General features: G+C 55.7%; 23 protein-coding genes and 1 pseudogene. 10 read left to right on the top strand and 14 right to left on the bottom strand.

From position 1 onward, the window contains the following. Positions 1-18 precede the first annotated feature (18 nt). A complete protein-coding gene (locus ACOERD_RS20575) occupies positions 19-1704 on the top strand; it encodes a KAP family P-loop NTPase fold protein (protein WP_419740279.1) in 1686 nt (561 codons plus the stop codon). A 377-nt stretch (positions 1705-2081) separates the two neighbouring features. On the opposite strand, the gene ACOERD_RS20570 is transcribed toward ACOERD_RS20575, so the two are convergent. After that, on the bottom strand, positions 2082-3131 hold the full coding sequence (locus ACOERD_RS20570; protein ID WP_419740278.1) for a tyrosine-type recombinase/integrase: 1050 nt from the start codon (positions 3129-3131) through the stop codon (positions 2082-2084). A gap of 2302 nt (positions 3132-5433) precedes the next feature. On the opposite strand from ACOERD_RS20570, the gene ACOERD_RS20565 reads away from it, so the two are divergent. Together ACOERD_RS20565 and ACOERD_RS20560 are read left to right on the top strand one after the other, a co-directional pair. Further along, positions 5434-6183 carry a class I SAM-dependent methyltransferase gene (locus tag ACOERD_RS20565; protein WP_419740277.1) on the top strand — a complete coding sequence of 250 codons (750 nt, stop codon included), beginning with the start codon at positions 5434-5436 and terminating at the stop codon, positions 6181-6183. Beyond that, a complete protein-coding gene (locus tag ACOERD_RS20560; RefSeq protein ID WP_419740276.1) occupies positions 6180-7121 on the top strand; it encodes a hypothetical protein in 942 nt (313 codons plus the stop codon). The genes ACOERD_RS20565 and ACOERD_RS20560 overlap by 4 nt, the downstream gene beginning before the upstream one ends. An 897-nt stretch (positions 7122-8018) precedes the next feature. Here ACOERD_RS20560 and ACOERD_RS20555 read toward each other — a convergent pair. Next, positions 8019-9761, bottom strand: coding sequence for an IS1634 family transposase (locus tag ACOERD_RS20555; RefSeq protein WP_419737624.1), 1743 nt, complete (start codon positions 9759-9761; stop codon positions 8019-8021). Between ACOERD_RS20555 and ACOERD_RS20550 the strand changes: the two genes are divergently transcribed. After that, positions 9754-9957, top strand: coding sequence for a hypothetical protein (locus tag ACOERD_RS20550; RefSeq protein WP_419740275.1), 204 nt, complete (start codon positions 9754-9756; stop codon positions 9955-9957). The two genes, ACOERD_RS20555 and ACOERD_RS20550, sit on opposite strands and share 8 nt — an antisense overlap. 672 nt (positions 9958-10629) lie before the next feature. Here ACOERD_RS20550 and istB read toward each other — a convergent pair. From istB to ACOERD_RS20510, 8 genes and pseudogenes are all read right to left on the bottom strand, one after another. Next, positions 10630-11361 carry an IS21-like element helper ATPase IstB gene (gene istB / locus ACOERD_RS20545; RefSeq protein ID WP_419737606.1) on the bottom strand — a complete coding sequence of 244 codons (732 nt, stop codon included), beginning with the start codon at positions 11359-11361 and terminating at the stop codon, positions 10630-10632. Continuing rightward, a pseudogene (gene istA, locus ACOERD_RS20540) lies at positions 11348-12878 on the bottom strand (IS21 family transposase). Before istA ends, istB begins: the two are co-directional and overlap by 14 nt. A 111-nt stretch (positions 12879-12989) precedes the next feature. After that, positions 12990-13445, bottom strand: coding sequence for a hypothetical protein (locus ACOERD_RS20535; protein WP_419740274.1), 456 nt, complete (start codon positions 13443-13445; stop codon positions 12990-12992). 5 nt (positions 13446-13450) lie between these two features. Continuing rightward, positions 13451-13783 carry an Arm DNA-binding domain-containing protein gene (locus ACOERD_RS20530; RefSeq protein ID WP_419740559.1) on the bottom strand — a complete coding sequence of 111 codons (333 nt, stop codon included), beginning with the start codon at positions 13781-13783 and terminating at the stop codon, positions 13451-13453. Beyond that, a complete protein-coding gene (locus tag ACOERD_RS20525) occupies positions 13743-13868 on the bottom strand; it encodes a hypothetical protein (RefSeq protein ID WP_419740571.1) in 126 nt (41 codons plus the stop codon). Before ACOERD_RS20525 ends, ACOERD_RS20530 begins: the two co-directional genes overlap by 41 nt. 446 nt (positions 13869-14314) lie before the next feature. Beyond that, positions 14315-14629, bottom strand: a complete 315-nt coding sequence (locus ACOERD_RS20520; RefSeq protein ID WP_170475095.1) for a DUF1244 domain-containing protein — start codon at positions 14627-14629, stop codon at positions 14315-14317. A 76-nt stretch (positions 14630-14705) separates the two neighbouring features. Continuing rightward, entirely contained in the window at positions 14706-14945 is a 240-nt protein-coding gene (locus ACOERD_RS20515) for a DUF6868 family protein (RefSeq protein WP_170693411.1), read from the bottom strand. A 61-nt stretch (positions 14946-15006) separates the two neighbouring features. Further along, a complete protein-coding gene (locus ACOERD_RS20510; RefSeq protein WP_419740273.1) occupies positions 15007-15744 on the bottom strand; it encodes an N-formylglutamate amidohydrolase in 738 nt (245 codons plus the stop codon). Positions 15745-15871: 127 nt separating this feature from the next. Here ACOERD_RS20510 and pyk point away from each other — a divergent pair, with 127 nt between their 5' ends. From pyk to rplT, 5 genes are all read left to right on the top strand, one after another. Beyond that, positions 15872-17317, top strand: a complete 1446-nt coding sequence (gene pyk / locus ACOERD_RS20505; protein WP_170475104.1) for a pyruvate kinase — start codon at positions 15872-15874, stop codon at positions 17315-17317. A gap of 246 nt (positions 17318-17563) precedes the next feature. Next, positions 17564-18001, top strand: coding sequence for a universal stress protein (locus ACOERD_RS20500; protein ID WP_170380993.1), 438 nt, complete (start codon positions 17564-17566; stop codon positions 17999-18001). Positions 18002-18015: 14 nt separating this feature from the next. Beyond that, entirely contained in the window at positions 18016-19566 is a 1551-nt protein-coding gene (locus tag ACOERD_RS20495; RefSeq protein ID WP_170380992.1) for an alanine/glycine:cation symporter family protein, read from the top strand. A gap of 181 nt (positions 19567-19747) precedes the next feature. Then, on the top strand, positions 19748-19948 hold the full coding sequence (rpmI, locus tag ACOERD_RS20490) for a 50S ribosomal protein L35 (RefSeq protein ID WP_010443552.1): 201 nt from the start codon (positions 19748-19750) through the stop codon (positions 19946-19948). Positions 19949-19962: 14 nt separating this feature from the next. Beyond that, positions 19963-20328, top strand: a complete 366-nt coding sequence (gene rplT / locus ACOERD_RS20485) for a 50S ribosomal protein L20 (protein ID WP_008756009.1) — start codon at positions 19963-19965, stop codon at positions 20326-20328. 90 nt (positions 20329-20418) lie between these two features. On the opposite strand, the gene ACOERD_RS20480 is transcribed toward rplT, so the two are convergent. Together ACOERD_RS20480 and ACOERD_RS20475 are read right to left on the bottom strand one after the other, a co-directional pair. Continuing rightward, positions 20419-21237 carry a DUF2189 domain-containing protein gene (locus ACOERD_RS20480; RefSeq protein WP_419740272.1) on the bottom strand — a complete coding sequence of 273 codons (819 nt, stop codon included), beginning with the start codon at positions 21235-21237 and terminating at the stop codon, positions 20419-20421. A gap of 142 nt (positions 21238-21379) precedes the next feature. Next, on the bottom strand, positions 21380-22771 hold the full coding sequence (locus ACOERD_RS20475) for an aminotransferase class III-fold pyridoxal phosphate-dependent enzyme (RefSeq protein WP_170693406.1): 1392 nt from the start codon (positions 22769-22771) through the stop codon (positions 21380-21382). Between the two features lie 224 nt (positions 22772-22995). Here ACOERD_RS20475 and ACOERD_RS20470 point away from each other — a divergent pair, with 224 nt between their 5' ends. Further along, positions 22996-24624, top strand: coding sequence for an acyl-CoA synthetase (locus ACOERD_RS20470; RefSeq protein WP_419740271.1), 1629 nt, complete (start codon positions 22996-22998; stop codon positions 24622-24624). On the opposite strand, the gene ACOERD_RS20465 is transcribed toward ACOERD_RS20470, so the two are convergent. Both ACOERD_RS20465 and fahA read right to left on the bottom strand, forming a co-directional pair. Next, positions 24621-24956 carry a DOPA 4,5-dioxygenase family protein gene (locus tag ACOERD_RS20465; RefSeq protein WP_170380988.1) on the bottom strand — a complete coding sequence of 112 codons (336 nt, stop codon included), beginning with the start codon at positions 24954-24956 and terminating at the stop codon, positions 24621-24623. The genes ACOERD_RS20470 and ACOERD_RS20465 overlap by 4 nt on opposite strands. 90 nt (positions 24957-25046) lie before the next feature. After that, positions 25047-26303 carry a fumarylacetoacetase gene (fahA, locus tag ACOERD_RS20460; protein ID WP_419740270.1) on the bottom strand — a complete coding sequence of 419 codons (1257 nt, stop codon included), beginning with the start codon at positions 26301-26303 and terminating at the stop codon, positions 25047-25049. Positions 26304-26314: the final 11 nt, after the last annotated feature.

Below are 26314 nucleotides of genomic sequence, written 5' to 3'. Positions count from 1 at the left end.
ATGAGATAGGACATTGTCTTGACTGCTGGTGCGACTTCCGATTTCAAATTACTTCTTGATGTGCCAGTGAATCAAAATCTGGCGCTAGATTTCGACCGACTAGCCGACACTTTCGCTCAGATCATTGGGGTGTCCGAACCGCGTTTTGCCATCGCAATCTACGGAAGCTGGGGATCCGGAAAAACCACTCTGATGCAGGCAATCGATGCGAGACTCGATCCCAAGACGAATGCTTTGGTCTGGTTCTCTGCATGGCGATACGAAAAAGAAGAGCATCTATTAGTCCCAATGCTAGACGTTATACGCGAGGGCATTCTGAGATGGTCTGACAAAACACGCACCAGTCAGGCCAAGGGAGCGGCGATAAAACTGGCCCGTGTGATTGGCGGTGTGACTTCTAGTTTAGTGGCCGGTTTGTCGGCGAAAGCCAAGATACCTGGATTTGCCGAACTGTCTTTCGACGCCAACAAAGCGTTGACAGCGGCGGAAAAATTGGACGATCAGGACCGTGAAGCACGGACGCCACGATCATTCTACCATGCAAGCTTTAATGCTCTGCAAGCCGCGTTTACTTCGTTTTCCAAATTGGGAGCCGAAAAGATTGTTGTGTTTGTAGATGACTTGGATCGTTGCTTGCCTGAAAAGGCACTTGAAGTTCTTGAATCGATGAAGCTGTTTTTTGATTTGTCGGGCTTTGTTTTTGTCGCAGGATTGGACCGGGATGTTGTCGAGTTTGCTATTGAGCACCGTTATTCAGAGTTTGCGGGTAACAACGCCGAGGTTGCAACGCGCCTAACAGGTGAGCGATATCTACAAAAGATTTTTCAAGTTCAATTCAGTTTTCCGCCGGTGAACGTATCCGAGGTCAACGACCTTTTGGATAAGATCATCAGCGATGCTAGACTAAAAAAATTTCAGAGAGACGAGCTCAGAAGTGTAGTCAGACCTTTTATGGTGGAGTTGACGACTGAAAGCGGGTTTAATCCAAGGGAATTCAAAAGATTTATCAACAACTACACGATTCAACGCAAGATCAACCCACACCTGAAGAAGGAGATCATACTCGCCATTCAGGTGATTGGATTTCGCCCTGATTGGGCGTCCGTTGCGACGACACTTCAGGCATATCGCGATGTTTTTATACAAGCTCGTGGCGCCTATAGAGCGAATGGATCACTGTCTGATCTTGAGGACATCATGATTGATGGCGTTAGGCCTCCAGCCACATTTCTTAAGTTTATTGCCGACGATAAACTGGGGGGAAATTTAGCCAACTTTGAACAAGCCGAAATCAACTATTCGATCGACGACTACCTTTTCTCGGGTGAAGCAACGCGCGGTACTGACACCAGCGTGATTGAGGCGATTAAAGCCGTCGCTAGCTTACGCAGAGCGATTGCTGAAGTCCCGAATCAGAGCGGTGGTAATGTATCTGACGCACTAAAAGAAGTTGGGTCGCAATCGAACCGCGCGGCGGAGCGTTTGTCATCTTATCCTGCGTTGGCCCCAATTCAGAAGCGATTGAACGACCTCGCGGTACGCTGTCGAGTTCTTCCGTTGCCACAACATGTGGCTACGAGTGAAACACCACTAAAGGCCGCATATCGGGATCTTAGTGACGTGGGCCAGAAAGCTATTGCGGATCTGGAGACTGAGCGGGCTCAAATAATGCTGGAGTTACAACAGTACTATCGAGCGTTCTAAGACAGACATTGGGTCTGCAACGAGCGTTATCTTGACTTGATTGTTGAGTATCAAAACGGGCAATCATCTACCTTCAAGGGAAACACCGCCCCAATCCGATTTGAATAACTGAAGGCGATGTCAGATCACATTAAGATTAATTCTCATTTTTCTTAGAAAGCCGACGCTCACAAGAAACTCTGTATCGTTCAAATTAGGCTTTGAGCCATCATTCGAGAGATCGGCATGGATCGTGGTTTTCCCTACCCGGGGTATACCCCGCCCCGCGTATACCCCGGGTAGGGAGAAAACTCTTATGTAAAGTATCGTACACGTAGACGCCCTACGTAATGTAGCCCGCCTATGTATACGTTTAAGGGGTTGGTCGCGCTGAATACTTACCTAACTAGGCGCAGTCCTTGGCTAGGTTCATGCGCACTCACAAAGGTGTTGAGCCGCGCTGCGTTTTCTTCTGCCGCTTGCCGTACCGGATCATCGGCAAGGTGAGCGTACCGCATGGTGGTCGGAATTTGACTGTGACCCAGCAACCGCCCGACCATCTGAATGGGCATGCCGGAGGAAACGGCGTTTGACGCGTAGGTATGGCGCAGGTCGTGAATGCGGACATCTTGGAGACCAGCCCGCTTACGTATACGACGCCATGGCTTTTGCAGGTCGGTGGCATAGTGGCCGGGAACAGCCCCGGCAATGACGTAAGGGTTGTCAGGAAGCCGAGGGAGGGCGCTCAGAACCGCTCGGGCGGCTTGGGGCAGGGGAATGTGCCGCGCGCCCGTTTTGGTGTCTGGAAGCTCCATTCCAGCATCTGTGATAAACGACCATTTCAGGGTTTGGATTTCACCAAGGCGACAGCCGGTCAGGATCAGCAACCGGAACGCGGCGACGACAAACGGTGACTCCGATCCATCCCGTTCTGCCTCTGACAATGCCTGTCCGAGCCGTTGCAACTCATCTTGCCTCAGAAACCGTTCCCGCTTTTCTTCGCGGTATTTCGGGACATGGCGACAGGGGTTTGACCCGTCAGGCCGTAAACCCCAGATTTCTGCCAGATTGAACATCTTGGACAACACGCCAAGCGTCCGGTTGGCTTGATAGGTTTTGTCCCGAAACTTGTGGTGTAGCTCGGCTATGTCTTTCCGTTCCACGTCGACCACTTTGAAGCTGCCGATGGCCGGAACGATGAACAGGTCAATTGCCCTGCGGTACTCCCCTTGGATTGACGGCTTCCGCGCCTCGTCGACGGTGATCTTGCCATGTCGACCGATGGAAACGCGCCGCGTCCGTCCGCCTTTGCGATACTGCGCTTGATAGGTCTTGGCTCCTGAGGGCATGATGCGGACACCAAACCCGGCAATTTGACTATCCCAGACAAAGTAGTCTTTCGCCTCAACGGGCAGGCCTTCTACAGCGCGTTTGGTCAGTTTGGGCATCCCTCATCCTTTCTCTACCGTCGCCCCGTGGAAGCATTGTGGAAGCAACTGGAAGCGGTTCATGGCGTAAGAGGTAGGAACGGAGCGTGCCGATCTTCAATAATAAAACAGCGTTTTCAATAAGATAGGGAAAATCAGCGTTTTGGGGCGTAGTTGGTGCAGGTGGGTGTAAGCTATCTCATAACCTGAAGGTCGCAGGTTCAAATCCTGCTCCCGTAACCAGCGTCAGAAAATCCAAAACAGCCCGTTCAGACTACAATTGATCCCCGGATCAATTGCTTAACGTCCTAACCTCGTCAGCCTCATAACCTAAAGGTCAGAGGTTCAAATGTAAGCGTTGTATCTGCCCCCTTTCGTGACAACTCCCCGTGTGTTCGCAGAGATTGTATTTTGGCGCTAAGCGCCAATACGGAAGTGGCATCATGCGCCATTCCTGCTCAAGCTTTCAATAGTAGGAGAACTATGCGAACACAGCCTCATTTAATTTAGGAAGTTCCAGGGGTGCGAATTCTACGATCGAGTGGACGACGCATACGTTTAACCCGTGGTGGGGCTAAATAAAAGTTTCTGAGGCCTGCAACCACTGTTATGCTGAGACTTTGGAAAAGCGCGTTGGGTAGAACGTCTGGGGCCCGAAACCTAAGCCCCGTGTCATGAGTGAAAACCGCTGGAAGCAGCCGCTCAAAAGGAATCGCGAAGCACAAGAAACAGTTGAGTGACAGAGCGTGTTCTACGCTTCGATGGCTGATGTTTTTGAGGACCGTGACAAGTTATTGCGATTTCGTGTACGTCTCTTCAAGCTAATCGAGAAAACTCCGGATTTGGATTGGCTGCTTTTTAACCAAGCCTCCGCATAACGTCGGTCGTAGGGCGCATTGAACAAGCGACTGGCCTGACAACGTTTGGCTTGGCACTACCGTCGAGATGCAGCACCGCGCAGAAGAGCTGCTACCTTATCTTGAAGCAATACTAGCGAGTAAGTCCGAATGGTGGAAGCTAGTCGAATTGCGCCGTTCACCGGTATCGGTTTTGTGAGCGCGGGACATATCGATGGAGAAAAAGCCGTCACTGTCCCTGATGGTGGCGGAAATCAGGCCGATTTTGAATTTTCTGTGCAGGCCGGTTTGGCATGGTGCTGTGTCTTTCTGATGATGTTTGAGCAAAGGGGTGTAGGACCTTTTGGACCGAGCCCCTATAGGGCCCATCCGGTCCAAAAATCCCGCACGGCGCTGCCAACCCCGCACGGTCAAAACTCAGGCTGCGGTGTAGCTACTGGCGTTGCCGTAGCGACGCGCCTCGGCCCATTCCAGAAGGTGTCACGGTGGTAGAGCGGCTCGACTTGTAGAATTTCGGGCCAAACCCTGTCACACGCCATTTCTGAATGGTGCGCATGCTCTGACATAGAAAGCGCGGAATTCCATTCAGTCGTGTAATAAGGGGCCGTGTCCACTTTTGCAGAATTTGCACGCCATCGGGAATTCTTTTGAAGCTCCATGCTGTCGGTCACGCAAGCCTCATCTTTTTCGCGTGGTCAAAGAAACCTACTCGGGGTAGGGTCCAGTTTGAGTAAGTTCACCGCAATTATTGCCGAGACGTGATCGGTATTTTTGCTGCTAAAGGAAACAAGTGACGCAGCCAAGTTTCGACGCTTTGGAAATGGCTGGTATGCGGACGAACCTGCAATTCTGGTGACCAATCGAACGTCCGCTTTGTAGTGCGCCAGAAACATGACGCCGTAGTCGTGCAGTACGTCAATGGGACTCAGACTCTCGCCTAAAAAAACTCCGGCCAGAAGAAGAAGTTGTTTGCTGGCGCCAAGAGTTGGTTGGTTGCGAGGATTTGATCGGCTCGACGGAGCTCGCCTGCTCCCATGGCTTCGTCAATCAACCGCCTCATCGGGTAGCCGTGGGTTTCAGTCTCCGTTAAAAACTTCCGGGACAAGGTCGCGGATCAGCTCCGACAAGACCATGCAATTTCAGCCGATGGCCGTTTAGCCTAACAGGATATGTTCGATAACAAGCACGACTTCAAATTGATACTGTCAAAGAAGAACCGCTGAGAGCATCAAAGGGATGGAAAGGTGAAATTTGGATATCGGTTCAGGCGTAAAGTGTGTCTTTCTAGCTGAGAACGCCGAACGCTTTGCTCCTGCCTCGAAGAACTAAGCTGGACCGGTCCTCAAGCAGTTGCATTTGCACTCGAAAAGCTAAATTGTCGCTAGAAGGAGTGAACGGTGCAAGCCGGGTTACCAATCTGCCCGATTGCGGTTCAACGCCGCTAGAACTTTTGGAAGGTGTGTTCAATGTTTAGTCCAGCAAAGGGCTTTCCTTATCGGCGTTTCTTTCGCCGGCTTCACAGCAAGTACATCTTTGATTGGTATTTGGAGATTGGTTGCAGGGAGGGAACAATCCTATCCATGGTTCAGGGAAAGACGATCGGGGTTGATCCACATTTTCGACTTTCTTCTGGAGTTTTGGGCAAAAAACCGGAAATGCTTCTCTATCAAGAGGAAAGTGATACTTTTTTCGCAAATGGGAGACTTGAACGGCTGGGCGCGAAAATTTCCGTAGCTTTCATCGATGGGATGCACCTCTTCGAGTACGCGTTAAGGGATGTGCTGAATACCGAACGGTCAATGGCTCCCGATGGTGTGATTTTCGTTCACGACTGCTTTCCAAGAAACACAAAGATGACGACCCGCGATCTATCTTCGCTACCAGAAATTTGGACAGGCGATGTATGGAAATTGATCCCGATACTGCAGGAACACCGGCCCGATCTTAAGCTTACTGCCTTTGACGCGGCACCGACGGGACTATTAGCGATCACTGGCCTAGATCCGAAGCAATCGCACTTGAAGATTGGGACGTCTCTAGAAGACATCGTTTCGCACTATCAGGATATGGAAATTGACGAATTTGGTATTGAACGCTTCTTCGAGCAACTTCCTTTTTCCAGCGCGTTGGACGAAGTACGTGCCAGTTTCCCAATAGCAGCACACCTGCACCGTCCTGAACTTGCCTTGCCTGAAGTATCCATCGTAACTCCATGAAACAGCGTGTTATTTTCGCCTTTCCACGTTGGCGTCGCAATCAAGGATCGGTGGTGCCTCGAGTGCAACAAAATGCCAAACTGTTGGCCGAAGTGTATTCCGACACCTATGAAGTTGAGACGGTAGCACTTGCCAAACCACGCTTTACCGAACAGCATGAAGAATTTGTTCGACATGCTAAAGGTGCAGTTGTCATAGGACTTCAAACAAGCCTGCGCCTTCTTGGACGTGATCGCATGATTGCCCTGCGAGAGACCTCTGCCGGCATGTGCTCGGATCACGTAGACAGTGTCCCTGAAACAGACGAGCTAGGGATTTACCATGCACATATACTTGCGTCCCGCGTAGGCTGCGGGCGCGTAAATACACGTCTTGCAAAGGAAGGTGTTTCTGGGTCTTCCGTTGTCCATGTGACCCATCACGCCGATCCGCGGATTACTCTTGTTTCGGCGGCTTCAAGATCGGATTTTCGAATTGGCTATCTTGGGAACCCAAGAAAGATGATTGCACCGCCCGACCCGCGAGCGGTCCAAGTTCTAACTTATAAGGATCAGAGTGATTATACTAAAGCGCTGCAGCAAATGACTGACTATCCGATGCACTACGGTGTCCGGCCTCGAAGTGCGAGCCGAGAGGTTTCAAAGCCTTTCACCAAGGGCTTCTTCGCCGCGGCTATGGGGGCGAACATCTTGGTCAACAGGCAAACAGATGACGCGGAATTCTACCTTGGAACGGACTATCCATATTTGATCAAGTCATTCAGGGCACGCCACATCGCTGAAGGCATAGAGACCGCGCGGGCAGGCTATGGCGGTGCGGAATGGCGACGTGGACTTGAAGTTATGGAACATGTTCGTCAGCTCAGCACACCGAATTTCGCCATTAGAGAACTTTCGGAGGCGATCAAAACTGCGCTTGCCATTGCGGACCAGAATTAGGCTGGTTTATTGGGCAACACGGCGTGTTTTTCTTTGATCGTTCGATGCTACAATTGACGGGGTTGGAAAGGCGCATCTCTGCGGCTTCCTATTCTCCATCTGACGTCTTCCCAGTCCAGTCACAGTAGCCTGATCTGAAACCGTGTAGCTGGCGACCAAACCTATGTGAAATGGAAGCCCAAGCCACAAAGCTGGTACCGAAAGTAGTCCAACGAAAAGAAAATTTGAGGACCTCAGACTCATTAAAGAATTTCGATCAATTTATGCTCGTTTCGCTCGAACTGAATGACCGCCTTGGGCTCCAAGCGGTCATTTGAGAGATCGGCATGGATTGTGGTCTTCCCTTCCCGTTGTAAACACGGTCCCGCGCATACCCAGGGAAGGGATAAAACTCGTATGTACCTTATACGTAGACACTACACGTAATTTAGTACGTGTAAGTAAACGTCTAGGGGGCTGGTCGCGTCGAGCGTTTTACCTAACTAGGCGGAGATCATGGTTGGGTTTCAGTGAGCCCACGATTGTATTGAGCGCGCTGTGTTTTCCTCCGCTGCCCGCTGTACAGGATCATAAGCCAAATGCGCGTACTGCATGGTTGTCTGAATCTGACTGTGACCCAGCTATCGCCCGACCATCTGGATTGGCACACCCGACGATACGGCATTTGACGCATAGGTATGGTACAGGTCGTGAATGCGGACATCGTGCAGACCCAGCCCGTTTAGTATGCGACGCCATGGCTTTTGCAGGTTGGTGGCGCGATGGCCAGAGCTAGCCCCGGAAATCCTGACTTCCGACATTTTTTCGTATAAGTCATTGATATTATTATGCCTTGGTTGCCAAAAGGCACTACACGGACTTTTTTCGCCAGCGATTGTTTCGGAGTGTTGAGGGAGCTCAGGCTTTGGTCTGGCCAGTTTTTCGGGTGCGCCCGGGGGGTATCTTGAAAGGGGCTTCGTTCCAGGTCAGGCCGACGCAGGTGAGGATGCGTCTGGCATCGACCGTGGCATGGCTTGGCATGCCGTAGCGGTCAGGGGTGCCTTTGTGGCGCAGGATCGAGAGCTGCAATGCGTTCAACTCGTTGCGGATACGAGCCGGGCTCATCGGGTGTCCGAGCAGGTCCAGATGCTTGCGCAGGTGCTGCAGGCAGCAGAAGGCCATGTAGCAGATGGCGATATGGGCCCGGACCCGACGCGGCGACCAGTGATAGATGGGCCGGATTTTCAGATCGTGCTTGTTGGTGCGGAAGCAGGCTTCGATCTCCCACAACTGGTGATAGCGGGCAATGACGTCCTGTGCCTCCAGTTCGTCCGCACCATGAACAACAATGGCATGCAGCCCGTCCCATTGTGCCGCTGCCTTGATCTTTGCATCATCCAGCGTGACGTCCCCGCTGTCGGGGAAGGCCAGGAAGCGGCCATATCCCCGGCTGCTGAAGCTGCCGGGTTTGCGAGAGCGCTTGAGCTTCTTGTGCAGCTTTTCGATTGCCTTGTCGCGCTTGTGGGCATCATTGCGTGCCCGGGTGGGTGACCAGGTCACAATGACCCGCGCTCCCTCCTGGTCGATCACCTTGTACCAGCCCTTCTCGGTTGCCTCTTCAGAACCGTGTCCAGCCCAAGGCTGGCGTCCCTCCGGGCTCAAAATGTTCGCCTTCACGGCGGCCGGGGCGGACTTCATGCGATAGCCGAGGATGTAGGGCAGACCCTTGTTCTGCAACATCTGCTGGTTGTCCTTGCTGAGCATGGCGGCATCGGCCACGAACGTGACCCTGGCCACGTCGAAGCGTCCCTCCAACGCCTTCAGCGCAGCTTCCAGCGTATGACCTTCCCAGGTGTTTCCCGGGAAGAGTTCATAGCCCACAGGCAGCCCATCGGAGGTGACGATCAGCGCCAGCATGACCTGAGCGCGGTGATGCTTGCCATCCTTGCTGAAGCCCTTGGCCAGAAGATGATCCTGCTCGACCCCGTCCGCATCCTCGGCCGGGTCCTCGCGCTCGGTGTCAAAGGCCAGGGTCGTGCAATCGTAGAACAGCACGGTCACTGGCCCGCCCAGCAACTTCTCTGCCGCCGCGTGAGAGGTTTTGCAAATCCCGTCTATCACCGGCGTATTGATGTAATCCATGCTCCGATAGACCACGTCCAGATTGAGCGTGATGCCTGCCTGGTTCTCCAACGCCTCCACGGTCGCGCGCTTGCTCTCGGGCTGTGCGATCCGCGCCATAACCAGCTCTTTCACAATGCGATTGGCACTTTTACGCGCCGCCCCCAGAAGGGCCCCCCAACCCAGTTGGTCATACATCGTCCCCATGACATCCCGCAGACCCAGAGAGACCCGCGCCTCCTCACGGCACTCGGCAAGATCAACGCCAAGCTTGTCCGGCCGCGGAGCGCGGCGCACCAGCGCCTGCAGATCGGCATATTCCGTGGGCGTGAACAGTTCCATTTGCGGCGAGCGATCAATGCGTAATTGCTCCATCAAGCGGCCCGCCAGACGCTTGATATCCTCAATCTCGCTGTCGTTATGGGCCACACCCACATGGCGCAGGATCTTCTGGCGTACCTTGGAGCCGGTGCGGACGGATTCAACGATCTGGATCCGTGTGCGGTTGAGCTTTGCGTCATGTTTGGTGCGGATGAACATGGGCGAAGAGGTTAGCCATCTGAAGGCCCATGTCAATACTTTTTATAATAATGGGGCACTACAACGCGCCTCTGAGCAACCACACCTGAAAACAAACCAAAAACCCAGTCAGATCAACAAAAAGGTCGGAAGTCAGGAATTTATGCTCGTTTCGCTCGAACTGAATGACCGCCTTGGGCTCCAAGCGGTCATTTGAGAGATCGGCATGGATTGTGGTCTTCCCTTCCCGTTGTAAACACGGTCCCGCGCATACCCAGGGAAGGGATAAAACTCGTATGTACCTTATACGTAGACACTACACGTAATTTAGTACGTGTAAGTAAACGTCTAGGGGGCTGGTCGCGTCGAGCGTTTTACCTAACTAGGCGGAGATCATGGTTGGGTTTCAGTGAGCCCACGATTGTATTGAGCGCGCTGTGTTTTCCTCCGCTGCCCGCTGTACAGGATCATAAGCCAAATGCGCGTACTGCATGGTTGTCTGAATCTGACTGTGACCCAGCTATCGCCCGACCATCTGGATTGGCACACCCGACGATACGGCATTTGACGCATAGGTATGGTACAGGTCGTGAATGCGGACATCGTGCAGACCCAGCCCGTTTAGTATGCGACGCCATGGCTTTTGCAGGTTGGTGGCGCGATGGCCAGAGCTAGCCCCGGAAATGACGCAAGGTGTCAATCGGCATTGAATAATGACCCCCCATCGGCGTCCAAATTTGACCCCCCTTGGAGCTAAGAGGGGCGTTGAGGGGGTCGTGTTTAGGTTGATTCAGGAGGGGGTGGACAGCAGGTCAAACCGAAAAGAGAGCGTAGCTCGACTGAAGGTTTGACCTGCTGTCTGTTTTGAATTTATTCCCCGATTTCGAGGTTAGTCGCGGTGGTTAATTCGCCAGCTTTCGTTCCCGGTTTCGATGATATCGCAATGGTGTGTCAGTCGATCCAGGAGAGCAGTGGTCATTTTGGCATCTGTGAACACACTCGGCCATTCAGCAAATGCGAGGTTGGTTGTTAGCAGAATAGACGTTCGCTCGTACAGTTTGCTGATGAGATGGAAGAGTAATCGTCCACCAGACTCTGCGAACGGCAGATAACCGAGTTCGTCTATAATCACGAGGTCGACGCGGATCAGCTGCTCGCTGAGCCGCCCGGCGTTGCCTTCGCGATGTTCAGCCTCCAGCTTGTTCGCGAGATCCACAGCGCTGAAGAACCTGACCCGCCGGCGGTTATTGACCGCGTGGCCCCCGATCGCTGTTGCGAGATGCGTTTTGCCCGATCCGGTTCCACCGACCAGCACGCCATTCCTGGCCTGGTCCATAAAATCGCCGTCATGAAGATTGCGCACGACTTCCTCGTTGACGGGGCTGACCGTGAAGTCGAACTCAGGTAAGGACTTGCAGACCGGGAACTTTGCGGCACCCATCTGATACCGGATCGAGCGCGCAGTCTTTTCGGCCAGTTCGGCCGTGAGGAGTTCGGCCACGACCTGTTGGGGCCGCCAGTTGTTTTTGGCTGCGGCCTGCATCACTTCGTCAAAGCAGTTGACGATGCCTGGCAACTTCAGTTGACGGGCAAGTTCGAGAATTTCCTTACGCAGTTGCATGGGAGCCTCCAAGCCTGTCATAGCGAGCGCAATCCGCGATCGGTGCCATTTTCAGCTGCAGGTGGGCAGGCGGCTCAATCGCCTTTGGCGGCGGGGGATTGGTGCGCCGAGAGACAATGTTCAGGATCGCATCGGCCTTGCGCAGGCCAGATTTTAGAGCTTCTTCGCAGGCAGCCTCGACCACATCAATGTCGTGCTGGTAAGCAGCGAAAAGAATATCGGCAAGTTGCCGGTCTCCGTCGGATGTGCCCCGCAGATGGGTCCAGATCTGCGTCATTGCCGGTGGTAGGTCCCAGTCACGGAACGGTGCTCCATTGCGCAGAGCGCCAGGCTTGCGCTTGAGGACGGGCACATAGTGCCAAGGGTTGAAGATCGTTTTTCCTCGGCCGAAGCACCGTTCGTGCTCTCCGACAATCTCACCGTCTTGGCGCAGGACAATCCGCGTGGCGTAGACCTGCAACTGGACCTGACGTCCAACAGCTCTTGCCTCAACGCTGTATTTGTTTCTTTCGAAGTTGATCAGGCAGGTTCGGCTCACGGCGACCGTCTTTTCACGGAACCCGACGAAGGGCTTCTGCAGATGCGTCAGCAGCGGCTTTTCCTGCTGGAACTCCTCCCAGACCGTCACCTCCAGGTTTTCCGGATGCCGCCTCCAGGTTTTCCGGATGCCGCAGTTCTTTTGCGCGTTTGATCGCGTCTTTTTGCAGCCGGGCATTCAATTCATCGAAGTCGGCCACCTCCAGACGCGGTGTAAAACTATAGGCGCGGCTCTCCTTGACCAGATTCTCAACCTGACCCTTCTCCCAACCGGCCGCGCGCGTACAGGCGATCGGGTTCACCAGATGATGAGAACACATCCGGGAGAATGCCTTGTTGAACTTTCTTTCCTTGCCCGACAGGATCGCATCGACGGCGGTCGTCATGTTATCGTAGATCCCGTTGATGCAGCCTCCACCAAAGAATTTGAAGGCCTCGTCGTGGGCATCAAAGACCATCTCCTGCGTCTCGCGCGGATAGGCAATGGAGAATGGCATGCGGCTATGGCAAAGTTTGAAATGGGCAACCTTCACGGTCGTGAGTGCATCGTCCATCAAAACCGTCTCCACACTCCAGTCGAACTGGTACGCCTCCCCAGGATCAAAGATCAGCGGGATGAACGCCTGCGCCTGTTGTCGGCCGTGCGCAATGCGCCAATTCTTTGTGTAGCGTCGAACACTGTCATACCCGCCGCCAAAACCATCATCGGAGAGTTCCTTCCAGATTTTGGTCATCCGCTTGCGGTGTTTCTTCGGAAGCGCCTCGTTCTCCTCAAGCGTTTCATCCAGACGCGCGCGCCAAGGCCCGAGCACCGGGTATGGCTGCGATTTGCGCTCATATTTGAACTCCGTCACTCCCGATCGGATTATCTTTCGAACCGTTGCACGGCTCAAATTGAGCGAACGGCAAATTTCCTTGATGCTCTTTTTTTCGATCAGGTGTAAGCGACGCACTTTTCTAATAGTTTCCACGCAAATCATCCCGCTTGCCTCTCCATCGACTGCTCAATGAAAAGGATGTCTACAACCATAGGGAGGGGTCAAATTTGGACGCCGATTTCCCCGCTTAGGGGGTCAAAATTGCACGCTTTTCTACACGCAAGGGTTGTCGCGAAGCTGTGGCAAGGCGCTTAGAACCGCTCGGACCGCTTGTAGTAGAGGAATGCGCCGCGCGCCTGTTTTGGTGTCTGGAAGCTTCATTCCTGCATCTGTAGTGAAGGGCCATTGCAGCGTCTGGATTTCGCCGAGGCGACACCCGGTCAGGATCAGCAACCGGAAGGCGGGGACAGCAAAGGGCAACTCCGATCCATCGCGTTCCGCGTCTGTCAAATCCCGCCCAAGCCGTTGCAACTCGTCTTGGCTCAGAAACCGTTCCCGTTTCTCTTCGCGGTATTTTGCGACATGGCAACAGGGGTTTGACCCATTTGGCCGCAAGCCCCAGATTTTCCACTGATTGAGCATCTTGGACAGTACGCCCAATGTCCGGTTCGCCTGATAGGGCTTGTCCCGGAATTTGTGGTGCAGTTCGGCAAGGTCTTTTCGCTCCACATCAATTACTTTGAAGCTGCCGATGGCTGGATCCTTGAAAAGGTCACTAGCCCTGCGATATTCCCCTTGGGTAGACGGCTTACAGCGTGTTCTTTGATGTGAGTATCAAAGAACCGCTCACACAAGGCCGCAACCGTCGATGCGCGGCGATGTTGGGCAATCTCTTCGGCGGGGTTCACACCCCTAGCCACTTGTCCCACGAGCTCCTTTGCCAACTTCCGCTCTTCGGCTACGGTGATCTTGCCATGCCGACCGATGGAAACACGCCTTGTCCGTCCATCTTTCCGATACTGCGCTTCATAGGTTTTTGGCCCCGGAAGGCATGACGCGGGCGCCAAACCCGGCAATCTGGCTGTCCCAGACAAAGTAGTATTTCGCCTCAACTGGTAAGGCTTCTACCGCGCGTTTGGTCAGTTTGGGCATCCCTCATCCTTTCGCTGTCATCGCCCCGTGGAAGCATTGTGGAATTAACGGGAAGCGTTTCACGGCGTAGGAGGTAGAAACGGGGCGTGCTGGTCGTCAAAATTAAAAAAATGATTCCAATAAGATAGACTAAATTCGCGCCTTCCGGCGTAGTTGGTATAGGTGAGCGTAAGCTATCTCATAACCTGAAGGTCGTAGGTTCAAATCATACTGCCGCAACCAATGTAAAGGGTCAGATAATAACAGCTCGAATGCCGCGTCCGCGCGGTGTTTCTATTTGCGACAACTCAACTGAAAGCACTGTGGAGGCATCACGAGCGAAAACGGCTTGTTCAGAGATCAACCTAAACTCGGAAAACATGGGCACGCATCACAGAGTGCTTTGGGCTGCTTCCGCAAGGGATTGCTCATCAGTCTTAAATGTTGGGCCGCGTGGTTTTAAGTTCTCAGCCCTTTTTCGTGACATTCTCATCAAAGGCGACCTTGAAGGCGGCCTGTTTGTCGGGGCTGGCTTCGGTCTGGTAGTTGGCTTTCCATTCATCCATGGTCATGCCGTAGAAGATCTGACGGGCTTCGTCTTTGCCCATCTCAATGCCTTTTTCATTGGCTGCTTCTTGATACCAGCGTGACAGGCAGTTGCGGCAGAACCCGGCCAGATTCATCATGTCGATATTCTGAACGTCCGTGCGATCTTCCATCAAGTGCTTTTGCAGCCGACGGAATGCTGCGGCTTGAAGTTCGATTTCGGTTTGCTTGTCCATGGTGTGGCTCCGAGGAATTGGATGCTGTCTATTCCCGAACTAACGCTCGGACGGGGGTGTTTCAACTGACTCTGCGTTAGGCCAGTTTCAAGGCCAGCCACGGAATGACGCAGAAAATCAGCGTGAGGATTTTGTAGTTGGCCAAATACCGAAAATAGGCACGCTTCACATCAGGCCGTTCCATTTGGAACATTCTGGCATGAACCCCTGCAATCCAGTCCTGTAGCAGCACAGTCATAGCGGTTGTGAACAGTAAAACAGCGATGTTCAGTATCGCCATCCAGCCAAAAAAACTTGTCAGCAACTCTTGTGTCATGGTCGCCTCCTTCCCAGTCTCCAAAGTGGGGGTTGAAGGTGCAGCTCACAATAACGTGCGATCAAAGGCCGCTGTCAGATAGTGCATCCTGTAGGATTACGGCGAGCCTTTCGGCCCAGGCCCGTTGCCCTGCGTGATCCGCGATCAGATCATTGCGCAGCTCGATCAATGCATTTGGTCGACCATGTGAGGTGCAATGCGTGTCGATGGCATCGCCGGGAAGAACGCCGGTATAAGGCTCGTTCACGCCGACGCACAGATTATCTTCGGCCTTCAAGCGGTTGATCAGAGGGCGTGAGAAGCGCTCGTCCGGGGTGTGCAGAACGCCTACATGCCAAGGGCGTGGTTCGCGACCGCGGAGTTGGCGGGTGAAAGAGTGCATCGACACAATCACCGCATGAGGCAGGGCGGCCAGCCGCCCAAGCGCGTCGTGATAAGGGCGGTAGCACATGTCCAAACGCCGTTCACGCTCGGTCGCATCAGCGTGGCGATTGCCGGGAATGATCGAACCGTCATAGAGCTTCATCAGCAGGGTCGGGTCATCCTCACCACGGTTTGGATCAATCACAAGGCGCGAGAAATTGGCTGCGATGACCGGCGCGTTCAGGATCTCGCCCAGATGTTTCGAGACCTCGTAGGCGCCGACATCATAGGCGATGTGGCGTTCCATATCTTCGCGCGGCAATCCTAGATCCCCGCTGTTGATTTCGGGGGGGACGGTGTTGGTCGCATGATCGCAGGTGATCAGCCATCGGGACGGGCGATCCTCGCCATGGATAAAAAACGGAGTGTATGTCATGTGCCTGTCATCAAGTTTGCGGCAGGTGTATGGCAGTTGCTTCCAAAAGGGAATTGCGCAATAACCACCCACATACTGTTTGCGGTAACATTGCCGCATCACCGAGGGATTGAGGAGAGCGAAACCAGTGCGACGCCTTAGAAATGTAAAAATCGTGGCGACGCTGGGACCGGCGTCCAATGACTATGACACCATCCGGGCCTTGCATGAGGCCGGGGCCGACGTCTTTCGCCTGAACATGAGCCATGGCAGCCATGACGAGATCCGTGAACGGCATCGCATTATTCGTCAGGTGGAAAAGGATCTGGACAGCCCGATCGCGATTCTGGCCGATCTTCAAGGCCCGAAGCTGCGTGTTGGGGTTTTTGCCAATGATGCGGAAGAACTGGTAGAGGGCGCGGCGTTCCGGCTGGACCTCGACCCCGAGGCCGGAGACATCAACCGTGTCTGCCTTCCACATCCCGAGATTTTTGCAGCGCTGGAACCCGGTGCGCGTCTGCTGGTCAATGACGGTAAGATCCGTCTGACCGTGCAGGATTGCGGTCAGGATTTCGCCAATTGTACTGTCGAAGTCGGAGGGACGATTTCGAACCGCAAGGGTGTGAACGTGCCCGATGTGCTGCTGCCACTGGCAGCCTTGTCAGCCAAGGATCGCGACGATCTGGAGTTTGTGTGCCAACTGGGCGTGGATTGGCTGGCGCTCAGCTTTGTGCAGCGGGCCAAGGACGTGTTCGAGGCGCGTGCGCTGGCGGATGGACGAGCGTCGATCCTGTCGAAGATCGAAAAGCCCGCAGCGGTAGAGGCGTTTGACGATATCCTCGACGCATCAGACGGGATCATGGTGGCCCGTGGCGATCTGGGCGTTGAGCTGCCGGTTTCGGCGGTGCCTCCCATCCAGAAACGTCTGGTTCGCAAATGCCGTGGTGCGGCCAAGCCGGTGATCGTCGCGACACAGATGCTGGAGAGCATGATCGAAAGCCCGATGCCTACCCGCGCCGAAGTCTCGGACGTTGCGACCGCGATTTACGAAGGCACGGATGCCATCATGCTCAGCGCGGAATCTGCGGCCGGTTCTTACCCGATCGAGGCCGTGCAGACCATGAATAAGGTCGCCATCGAGGTCGAGGCCGACCCGACCTACACGCAGATCATCGCGGCCTCGCGTACTGCCAAAGGGTCGACCATCGCGGACGGTATCGTCGCAGCCGCGCGTGAGATCGCGGAAAAGACCGACATCAAGGCGATCTGCTGTTTCACCCAAAGCGGTACCACCGCGTTGCTAACGGCACGCGAACGTCCCGGTGTGCCGATCATTGCTATGACGCCAGCAACGGGAACCGCCCGCCGTCTGTGCCTGAGCTGGGGTTGCCACTGTGTGATGACGCCCGAACTTGAGAGGTTCAAAGGGGCCGTGGTCAATGCGGCCCGCGCCGCGCGCGCAGGGGGCTTCGCCGCCGAGAGCGACCAGATCGTTGTCACTGCAGGCGTTCCGTTCAATGTCCCCGGAACCACCAATATTCTGCGTATCGCACCTTGTGACGAGCGTCTGATTTACAACACCGATCCGGGATGAGTTCGCCCGGATTTCGGGAAGGATCATATTGAGAACTCTCAAGCCGCCTAATTTTTAGGCGGCTTTTCTTGTTTGTTTTCAAGAGGAAGATGCCCGTAGGGTTGTATTCTGCAAAAATGCCTCTGTTTTTTGGTGATTTTGCCGGATACTGAACCTTAGGGCGATCATCTCAGATAGTTCCAGGTTCCGGTCGCCCTACCGGGGGCACGGGTCCCGGTCAAACCAGAAAAAAAACGGAGGAACGTCATGACAACAAAGATTGTCATTGGACTGGACGGGACAGAAACCGGAGAGCGCGCTATCGCCTTTGCTAAGGATTTGGCCGGGCGGATTGGCTCATGCGAAATGCTGGTTGTTTATGTCATCGAATGGTCCCCTTTCACTTTCCAAACACCGGAAGAAAACGCCCAACGGCACAAGCGGCGCGAGGAAGAGGTCGAACTGGCCACCTCGCGGATCATTGCCCCTACGGTTGAGGCGCTAAAGGCCGATGGGTTCGAAGCGCACGGCATCGTGCGCCATGGCGACGTGGCCGAGACGCTGAACGCGATCACGGTCGAAAACGGCGGCACTCAGATCATCGTCGGCCGCGCCTCGGCGGATGGGTTCAAGAAACGGCTGTTTGGAAGCTCGACTCAGAACTTGGTCATGCATGCCGACGTGCCTGTCACGGTCGTGAACTGAGCGGAGGGATTAGGATGAATATGCTTCAAAAACTGGGCCTTGGTGCGACCATGGCTCTGATGTCTGGCCCCGCTTTCGCGCAAGAGGCGCCCGGTCTGGACGAGAAGATCAATCAGGCTTTCGCGGATTTTACCGGCCCCTTCGTTAGCTTTATCTTCGCGCCGTTTCCGGGCACTGGTTTTCCATGGATCGTGGGGTGGCTAGTCGTAGCGGCCACTGTGTTCTCGCTCTATTTTGCTTTTGTGCAATTCCGATTCTTCGGCCACTCGATCAGCTTGGTCAAAGGTGACTACTCCGACCCCAATGACGCGGGTGAGGTCAGCCATTTTCAGGCTCTTGCCACCGCTCTGTCCGGGACTGTTGGTCTTGGGAACATCGCCGGTGTGGCGGTTGCCATCGGGATCGGTGGACCGGGTGCTACATTCTGGATGATCGTCGCAGGCCTGCTGGGGATGGCGTCAAAATTCACCGAATGTACATTGGGTGTGAAATACCGCAACGAATATGAAGACGGCACCGTTTCGGGTGGCCCGATGTATTACATGTCCAAAGGTTTTGCCGAGCTTGGCCTGCCGGGCGGTAAAATCTTGGCGGTGCTCTTCTCGATCTTCTGCATCCTTGGCGCATTGGGCGGGGGCAATATGTTCCAGGCCAACCAGGCGCACCAGCAGATTGCAGGGATTGTCGGAGACTATCCGGGCTGGATCACAGGTCTGGTCTTTGCGGGCATCGTCTTTGCGGTGATCGTGGGTGGCCTGAAATCCATTGCGCGCGTGACCGAAAAGGTCGTGCCGTTCATGGGTGTCATGTACGTGCTGGCGGCTCTGGTCATCATCCTGATGCATGCAGACCAGATCGGCTGGGCCTTCGGTCAGATCTTCGCAGGTGCATTTACCGGCCTCGGCGTTGCTGGTGGTATGGTCGGTGCGCTGATCCAGGGCTTCCGTCGTGCGGCGTTCTCGAACGAAGCAGGCGTGGGTTCCGCAGCGATTGCGCACTCAGCCGTACGGACCAAAGAACCGATCACGGAAGGCTTCGTCTCGCTGCTTGAGCCGTTCATCGACACGGTTGTGATCTGTACCATGACTGCGCTGGTGATCATCATCACCCAGCAGCTGATCGTTGATCCGGCAACCGGCAACTACATGCTGAACGAAGCGGGCAATGCGATTGCAACGGTCGACGGCAATACCGGCGTCAGCCTGACCTCGGCGGCCTTCGGCAGCGCGTTCAGCTGGTTCCCGTTCATTCTGGCGATTGCCGTGGTCCTGTTTGCCTTCTCGACCATGATCAGCTGGTCCTACTATGGCCTCAAGGCATGGACCTATCTGTTCGGCGAAGGCCACACCAAAGAGTTGGTCTTCAAGATCATCTTCTGCATCTTCGTCGTCATCGGTGCGGCGGCCAACCTTGGCCCGGTCATCGACTTCTCGGATGCGGCGATCTTTGCGATGGCGGTTGTGAACGTCTTTGCGCTCTACTTCCTGATGAAAGTGGTGCGTCAGGAGCTGGCGTCCTACTCCGAACGTCTGAAGAGCGGCGAAATCCGCAAATTCAGCCACTAAACACTTCACCGGGGCGGCCCTGTGCTGCCCCGGTGCCAAGGCCACTGCGAAAAGCGCAGATTCTGGGCCAAACCCCCTTGCCAGTATGACCGAACTTGCGTAAACGGCGCATCTGATCGCGTGACCGGCCGAGATGGCATGCCGAGTCGCGTTTAGTACCGAACCCTGAAAGGAGACGGAAATGCCTAAGATGAAGACCAAGTCGAGCGCCAAGAAGCGCTTCAAGGTGACTGCGACCGGTAAGGTCCTTGCTGGCCAGGCCGGCAAACGGCACGGCATGATCAAGCGGACCAAGAAGTTCATCCGCGACGCCCGTGGCAACACCACCCTGTCCGCCCCCGACGCCAAGATCGTCAAGGGCTACATGCCCTACGACCGCTAAGAGGAGATTAAGAGATGTCCCGCGTTAAAGGTGGAACCGTAACTCACGCCCGTCACAAGAAGGTCATCAAGGCCGCCAAAGGTTACTATGGCCGCCGTAAGAGCACCTTCAAAGTTGCACGTCAGGCCGTCGACAAGGCCAACCAGTATGCAACCCGCGACCGTAAGAACCGCAAGCGTAACTTCCGTGCGCTGTGGATCCAGCGCATCAACGCTGCTGTCCGTTCGCATGACGAGGCTCTGACATATTCCCGCTTCATCAACGGCCTGAACCTGGCCGGTATCGAAGTGGACCGCAAAGTTCTGGCTGACCTGGCCGTACACGAACCGGAAGCGTTCGGTGCGATCGTCGCCAAAGCTCAGGCCGCTCTGGCTGCCTGATCTCTGAAAAGAGAGACAGTGAACAAAGGGCCGTCCCATTTGGGGCGGTCCTTTTTGTTTGAATGTGCCTGTCCCTCCCAGGGGTCCCGTTCAATCCTCGGCCGGAGGAACGGCGCGCTGATACAGGTGCCACGTGGTGTGACCAAGGATCGGCAGGGTGAAGATCAGGCCCAAGAATGCCGGGATCAGCGAGAGCAGCATGGTTACCGAGATGATTGCTGCCCAACCCAGCATCACCACCGGGTTCTCGGTGACGACCCGGATCGAGGTCAGCATGGCTGATACGAAGTTGGTCTCTCGGTCCAGAAGCAGCGGCATAGCGACGACGGTGACCGAAAACAGCACGGCCGAAAGGCCCGCGCCGATGCAGGTGCCGATGGCTAGAAACGTCCAGCCTTCGGGCGTGAAGAAGACGGTGTTCAGAAATCCGTCAAAGTCCGAGAAGGACGCATTCTGCAGGATGATCGCCAACCAAAGGCGCACCTGATAGACCCATACCCAGAAAATGAACAGGGTGACAAAGGCCATCCAGCCCATCTCGCGTTTGCGTTGATTGGCCATCACCGTCAGGATATCGGACCATCCGAAAGGTTCTCCGTTCTGCAATCGTCGGGACATCTCATAGAGCCCGGCAGCGGCAAAGGGCGCAACCAGTGGAAAACCCACAATGGCCGGAATGATCATCCAGACCTTGCCGAGCCAAATCAGGCACCACACAAAGACAAGGCCAAAAACGGCGTAGAACAGGCCGAAAAACCCGCTCATGACAGGGCGGGCCAGAAAGTCCGCCACGCCCGCCTTCAACGAGTCCTTGATATCCTGCGCGCTTACAGTGTTGACCTTGAGCGCTGCACCTTGCGGCGATGCCATATCGCCCGACGGGTCCGTGTCTGAGGTTTTGGGTGTCATGATACACTCCTCTGCATGCAAGTCTGCGCCGGTTGATACGCAAGAGCAAGAGGTGTGTCTGATCGTCTGGTTAGTAAAAAGGCTTGCGACCCAGAGGTCGGGAAACCGGGGCGCGATTGCCCGGTTTCCCGTTTTTCATTCTCTAGCCGAACACACGTCCCAGCGCGCCGTCGACCGCATCGGTGATCTGGTCGATATCATCCGCCGTCGCGATGAGCGCAGGCGAGAAACACAGCGTGTTGTTGCGACCCGGCAGCGAGCGGTTGGTCGCGCCGATGATGACACCCTGCGCCATGCAGTCTGCCACCACGGCCTGTACCTTCTTTTCGTCCATCGGTTCACGCGTGGAGCGGTCTGCAACCAGTTCAGCGCCCAGGAACAGGCCTTTGCCGCGCACATCGCCGATGACCTTATGCTTCTCCATCAGCGCTTGCAGGTTACCCATCATGCGATCGCCCATGTCGACGCAGTTGCCCAGCAGGTTCTCATCCTCGATGATGCGCATATTCTCGATCGCCGCGGCCGGACCAGCGGTGCAGCCGCCGAAGGTCGAGATGTCACGGAAATAGTTCATCGGATCCGCCGCGTCGTCTTTGAACATGTCAAAGACCTCTTCGGTGGTGACCAGACAGGCGATGGCCGCATAGCCCGAGGCAACGCCTTTGGCCATGGTGACAAAGTCAGGCTTCACGCCATACTGTTGGTAGCCAAACCAGGTACCCGTGCGACCGACGCCGCACACGACCTCATCAATATGCAGCAGCACGTCGTACTTCTTGCAGATCTCCTGAACGCGCTGCCAGTAGCCTTCGGGTGCTTCGATCACACCGCCACCTGCGGTCACAGGTTCAAGGCACAGCGCGCCAACGGTGTCTGGCCCTTCGCGCAGGATGACCTCTTCGATCTGGTCGGCGGCCCACTCGCCAAAGTTTTCCTCCGGCGCGCCGTTCAGTTCGTGCTTGCGGTATTCCATGCAATGGGGAACGCGTACGAAATCCGGAGCAAACGGGCCGTATTGCGCATTGCGCTCGTCCTGACCGCCCGCTGACATCGCCGCCAGAGTCGAGCCGTGATAGTCGCGATCACGATACAGGATTTTGGTCTTTTTGCCGCCATAGCGCTTATGCGCGATCTGACGGATCATCTTGAAGGCTTTCTCGTTCGCCTCGGAGCCCGAGTTCGTGTAATAAACCCGGCTCATGCCTGGCATCTTTTCGATCAGCTTTTCCGCGAAAATCGAACCGGGAATCGACCCTGCCGAATTTGCAAAATAGCAGAGCTTCATCAGCTGGTCATAGACCGCTTTACAGATGGATTCGCGGCCATAGCCGACATTCACCGTCCAGACGCCGCCAGAGACCGCATCCAGATGCTCTTTGCCTTTCTGGTCCCAGACACGCATGCCTTTGCCTTCGACAATGATGCGGGGATCGTTTGTTTCAAAGGGTTTATGCTGGATCAGGTGGTGCCAGATATGGGCGCGGTCGGCCTCGACCACGCGGGAAAGATCGTTTTCGTTGAACGTGCCGTCCATGACATGTCCTTTCAGTCTGATGCGGTGTGCAGATTGTGGGATTGGTCCCACGATAGCAAGTAAATGCGATGGCCCAGATCACCGCGAATGGGGTCGCGAATATAGGGCCAGATGTCATCATAGCGTATCGCCAGAGCCCCGCCACTTGTCGTATTTCTACAAGATGGTCACAGCCTTGTGTTTATGGTCATGTGGCGACACACGCGAATTGGGAGGGTTGGCGGATGCAAGCAGCCAATATGTATGAGCGTCATCTGGATAAGAACCGTGCGAATTACACGCCGCTATCCCCGCTCAGCTTCATCGAAAGGACGGCGGCGGTGTATCCCGACTACCCGTCCGTCGTCTATGGAGACCGTCGCTATAGCTGGGCACAGACGTATGAGCGCTGCCGCCGTCTTGCCAGCGCCCTGACGGCCCGTGGGGTGGGAAAGGGCGACACCGTCTCGATCATCGCCGCCAACATCCCTGAGCTTTATGAGGCCCATTTCGGCATTCCCATGGCTGGCGCTGTTCTGAACGCGATCAACACGCGCCTTGATGCGCCGATCATCGCCTTCATCCTCAACCACGCCGAGGCCAAGGTGCTGTTGGTCGACCCCGAGTTCTCTGCCGTCGTCAAAGAGGCGCTGCCGCAGGTCGATCATGACCTGCTGGTGATCGATATCGAAGATCCCAGCTTTGATGGTGGCGAACGCCTTGGCAGCCTGACCTATGAGGCCCTGCTGGACGAAGGTGACCCTGAGTTTGACTGGTCTCTGCCCGCGGATGAGTGGGACGCGATCACGCTCAACTATACCTCTGGCACGACCGGCAACCCCAAGGGCGTGGTCTATCACCACCGTGGGGCCGCCTTGAATGCGCAGTCCGACCTGCTGGATTGGGGCATGCCGAAGCATTCGGTTTATTTGTGGACCCTGCCGATGTTTCACTGCAACGGCTGGTGTTTCCCCTGGGCTATGGCGCTGAATGCCGGGGTCTCAGTCTGCTTGCGCGCGGTTCGGGCCGAGCCGATCTATGCCGCCTTCCGGGAGGAAAAAGTCACCCATTTCTGCGGCGCGCCTATCGTTTTGAACATGCTGGCGCATGCCCCCGATCACCTCAAGGATTTCGACCACCAGATCAAGGTGATGACCGCAGGTGCCCCGCCGCCAGCTGCCGTGATCGAAGCGATGGAGGGGATGGGCGTCGAGGTGACCCATGTCTACGGTCTGACAGAGACCTACGGCCCCTCAGTCGTCTGCGCGTGGAAGGATGAGTGGAACCAGAAGGCTCCAGCCGAACGGGCCGCCCTCAAGGTGCGTCAGGGCGTGCGCTATTCAGCGCTGTCCGGCCTGATGGTGGCCCATCCCGAAACGCTGGAGCCCGTGCCCGCCGACGGCGAAACCATGGGTGAGATATTCATGCAGGGCAATGTGGTGATGAAAGGCTATCTCAAGAACCCGGATGCCACCGACAAGGCGTTCAATGGCGGTTGGTTTGCCTCGGGCGATTTGGGGGTGATGTACGCCGATGGCTATGTCGCGCTGAAGGACCGGTCCAAGGACATCATCATCTCGGGCGGCGAGAATATCTCATCCGTCGAGGTTGAGGGTGTCCTCTACAAGCACCCTGCCGTCATGGAGGCCGCCGTGGTCGCCCGTCCAGATGAGAAATGGGGCGAAACCCCGTGTGCTTTCGTTGAGCTAAAGCCTGAGGCCAGCGCGACCGAGGCCGATCTGATTGCGTTCTGCCGGGACAATATGGCCCATTTCAAAGCGCCCAAGACGGTGGTGTTCGGGACTTTACCGAAGACCTCCACCGGCAAGGTTCAGAAATTCGTGCTGCGGGATCAGGCGCGGGCGTTGGGCTAGGCTTTGTCGAAAATCGACAGGTCCAAATCCAAAAGCTCACCCATCCACACGGCGTGATCCCGGTGGTCGGCCAGGTGATCGCCGGTTTCAGCATGGGTGAAGATCGTCAGGCCCTGTCGGTTGAGCATCAACCACGGAATGACCTGATCAAACGCGTCGGCGGCAAAGCCCAGCTGGCAGCTCCACCTCGGATGCGGGCCAACCGGGCGCGCGTGCATGCGTCCCATTTGCACCGGGAAAAGGCGGGCGGCCTCTTCGCAGATGTGTTGCGCTAAATCCTGTGTGTCGGCGTCGAAATAGACATGGGCGTGATAGCCGGTGATCTCAGACATCGGGGGCCTCATTGCTTGGATGCAATGAACCTAGGCGGTCTTGGCCCTCAATCCTACCAACACCGGCACACAGGTGCTGTGCGGCACGGCTCAGGGTTTGAGAGGGTCCTCCAGCGCTGGAAGCACAGTGCCATGGCATGTCCCGAACCCGATTGTATAGCCATCCCCCTGCGCAAAGCCGGACAGGGTGAGCGTGTCTCCATCTTCAAGGAAGCTGCGGGTCTCACCGGTCTCAAGGCTCAAGGGGTCTTTGCCGCCCCAGCTGAGTTCCAGCAGCGAACCTCGGGTATCGCGCGTCGGCCCGGAAATCGTGCCGGACCCCAGCAGATCACCGGTGTTCATCGGGCAGCCCGAACTGGCGTGATGGGCCAGTTGTTGCGCGGTGGAGTAGTACATTTCGCTGTAATTCGTGCGGGTGATTGTGGTCGCAGCCCGCCCCTCGGGGGCCAGCGTCACCTCAAGCGAAAGGTCATAAAGCATCGGGCCACAATCCTTCAGGTGATCCAGCAACTCGAATTCGCGCTCGGGTGTGTCACAGCGAAACGGCTCCAGCGCCGGTTTGGTCACGATCCATGGGCTGATTGATGTGGCCGTGGCCTTGGCTTGGAACGGCCCAAGGGGCTGATACTCCCACGCTTGAATGTCCCGGGCAGACCAGTCGTTCAGCAGAACGTAGCCGAAGATATGATCGTCCGCCTGCTGCACCGAGATCGGGCCGTCGGACGGAGTGCCAACGATTGCCCCCATCTCAAGCTCAAAGTCGAAGCGGCGGCTGGGCAAGAAGGCGGGTTTGTCCTGATCGGGCGACTTCAGCTGCCCCCACGGGCGCCGGATATCCGTACCCGACACCACGACCGACGATGCCCGGCCATTATACCCAATGGGAATATGAAGCCAGTTCGGTGGAAGCGCGTTCTCGGGGTCCCGGAACATCGAGCCCACGTTGAAGGCGTGATGCCGGCCTGCGTAGAAATCGGTGTATTCGCTGACCGCAAAGGGCATGTGCATTACAACCGCGTTTTGCGATACCAGCAGGGGCTTCACCGCCTCTTGTTCCGCCGCGCCTTCGGACAGAAGCGCCGTCAGGCGGTCGCGCAGGGCGGCCCAGACGGCGGGGCCTTGTTCCATCAAAGGGTTCCAGAACGGCAGGTCGAACAGAGGCTCATCGGTCAGGGTGATGAGCCCTTCGGCCTCGGCTGCGGTGACGTCGAGGATCATATCGCCGATGGCAACGCCGCATCTAGGTTCCTCATCGCCATGGGCAAAGACCCCGTAGGGCAGGTTGTTCAACGGAAATGGATGGGCCGCGTCATTGGCCGAGGCGACCCAGGATTTCAGCAAAGGCATCTTTTGATCCT

This window comes from Ruegeria sp., from assembly GCF_965199275.1.
Taxonomy (GTDB): domain Bacteria; phylum Pseudomonadota; class Alphaproteobacteria; order Rhodobacterales; family Rhodobacteraceae; genus Ruegeria.
Note: the sequence above shows the minus strand (reverse complement) of the source record. Positions and strands in the feature narration are given on the sequence as shown.

Coding starts and splice junctions, on each gene's coding strand:
- ACOERD_RS20470 (WP_419740271.1), top strand. CDS start 22,996: ATGCAAGCAGCCAATATGTATGAGCGTCATCTGGATAAGAACCGTGCG.
- ACOERD_RS20565 (WP_419740277.1), top strand. CDS start 5,434: ATGTTTAGTCCAGCAAAGGGCTTTCCTTATCGGCGTTTCTTTCGCCGG.
- ACOERD_RS20550 (WP_419740275.1), top strand. CDS start 9,754: ATGAACATGGGCGAAGAGGTTAGCCATCTGAAGGCCCATGTCAATACT.
- fahA (WP_419740270.1), bottom strand. CDS start 26,303: ATGCCTTTGCTGAAATCCTGGGTCGCCTCGGCCAATGACGCGGCCCAT.
- ACOERD_RS20480 (WP_419740272.1), bottom strand. CDS start 21,237: ATGACACCCAAAACCTCAGACACGGACCCGTCGGGCGATATGGCATCG.
- istB (WP_419737606.1), bottom strand. CDS start 11,361: ATGCAACTGCGTAAGGAAATTCTCGAACTTGCCCGTCAACTGAAGTTG.
- ACOERD_RS20555 (WP_419737624.1), bottom strand. CDS start 9,761: ATGTTCATCCGCACCAAACATGACGCAAAGCTCAACCGCACACGGATC.
- ACOERD_RS20570 (WP_419740278.1), bottom strand. CDS start 3,131: ATGCCCAAACTGACCAAACGCGCTGTAGAAGGCCTGCCCGTTGAGGCG.
- ACOERD_RS20465 (WP_170380988.1), bottom strand. CDS start 24,956: ATGTCTGAGATCACCGGCTATCACGCCCATGTCTATTTCGACGCCGAC.
- ACOERD_RS20520 (WP_170475095.1), bottom strand. CDS start 14,629: ATGGACAAGCAAACCGAAATCGAACTTCAAGCCGCAGCATTCCGTCGG.
- ACOERD_RS20560 (WP_419740276.1), top strand. CDS start 6,180: ATGAAACAGCGTGTTATTTTCGCCTTTCCACGTTGGCGTCGCAATCAA.
- ACOERD_RS20525 (WP_419740571.1), bottom strand. CDS start 13,868: ATGCCCAAACTGACCAAACGCGCGGTAGAAGCCTTACCAGTTGAGGCG.
- ACOERD_RS20500 (WP_170380993.1), top strand. CDS start 17,564: ATGACAACAAAGATTGTCATTGGACTGGACGGGACAGAAACCGGAGAG.
- ACOERD_RS20510 (WP_419740273.1), bottom strand. CDS start 15,744: ATGACATACACTCCGTTTTTTATCCATGGCGAGGATCGCCCGTCCCGA.
- ACOERD_RS20475 (WP_170693406.1), bottom strand. CDS start 22,771: ATGGACGGCACGTTCAACGAAAACGATCTTTCCCGCGTGGTCGAGGCC.
- ACOERD_RS20515 (WP_170693411.1), bottom strand. CDS start 14,945: ATGACACAAGAGTTGCTGACAAGTTTTTTTGGCTGGATGGCGATACTG.
- rpmI (WP_010443552.1), top strand. CDS start 19,748: ATGCCTAAGATGAAGACCAAGTCGAGCGCCAAGAAGCGCTTCAAGGTG.
- ACOERD_RS20495 (WP_170380992.1), top strand. CDS start 18,016: ATGAATATGCTTCAAAAACTGGGCCTTGGTGCGACCATGGCTCTGATG.
- rplT (WP_008756009.1), top strand. CDS start 19,963: ATGTCCCGCGTTAAAGGTGGAACCGTAACTCACGCCCGTCACAAGAAG.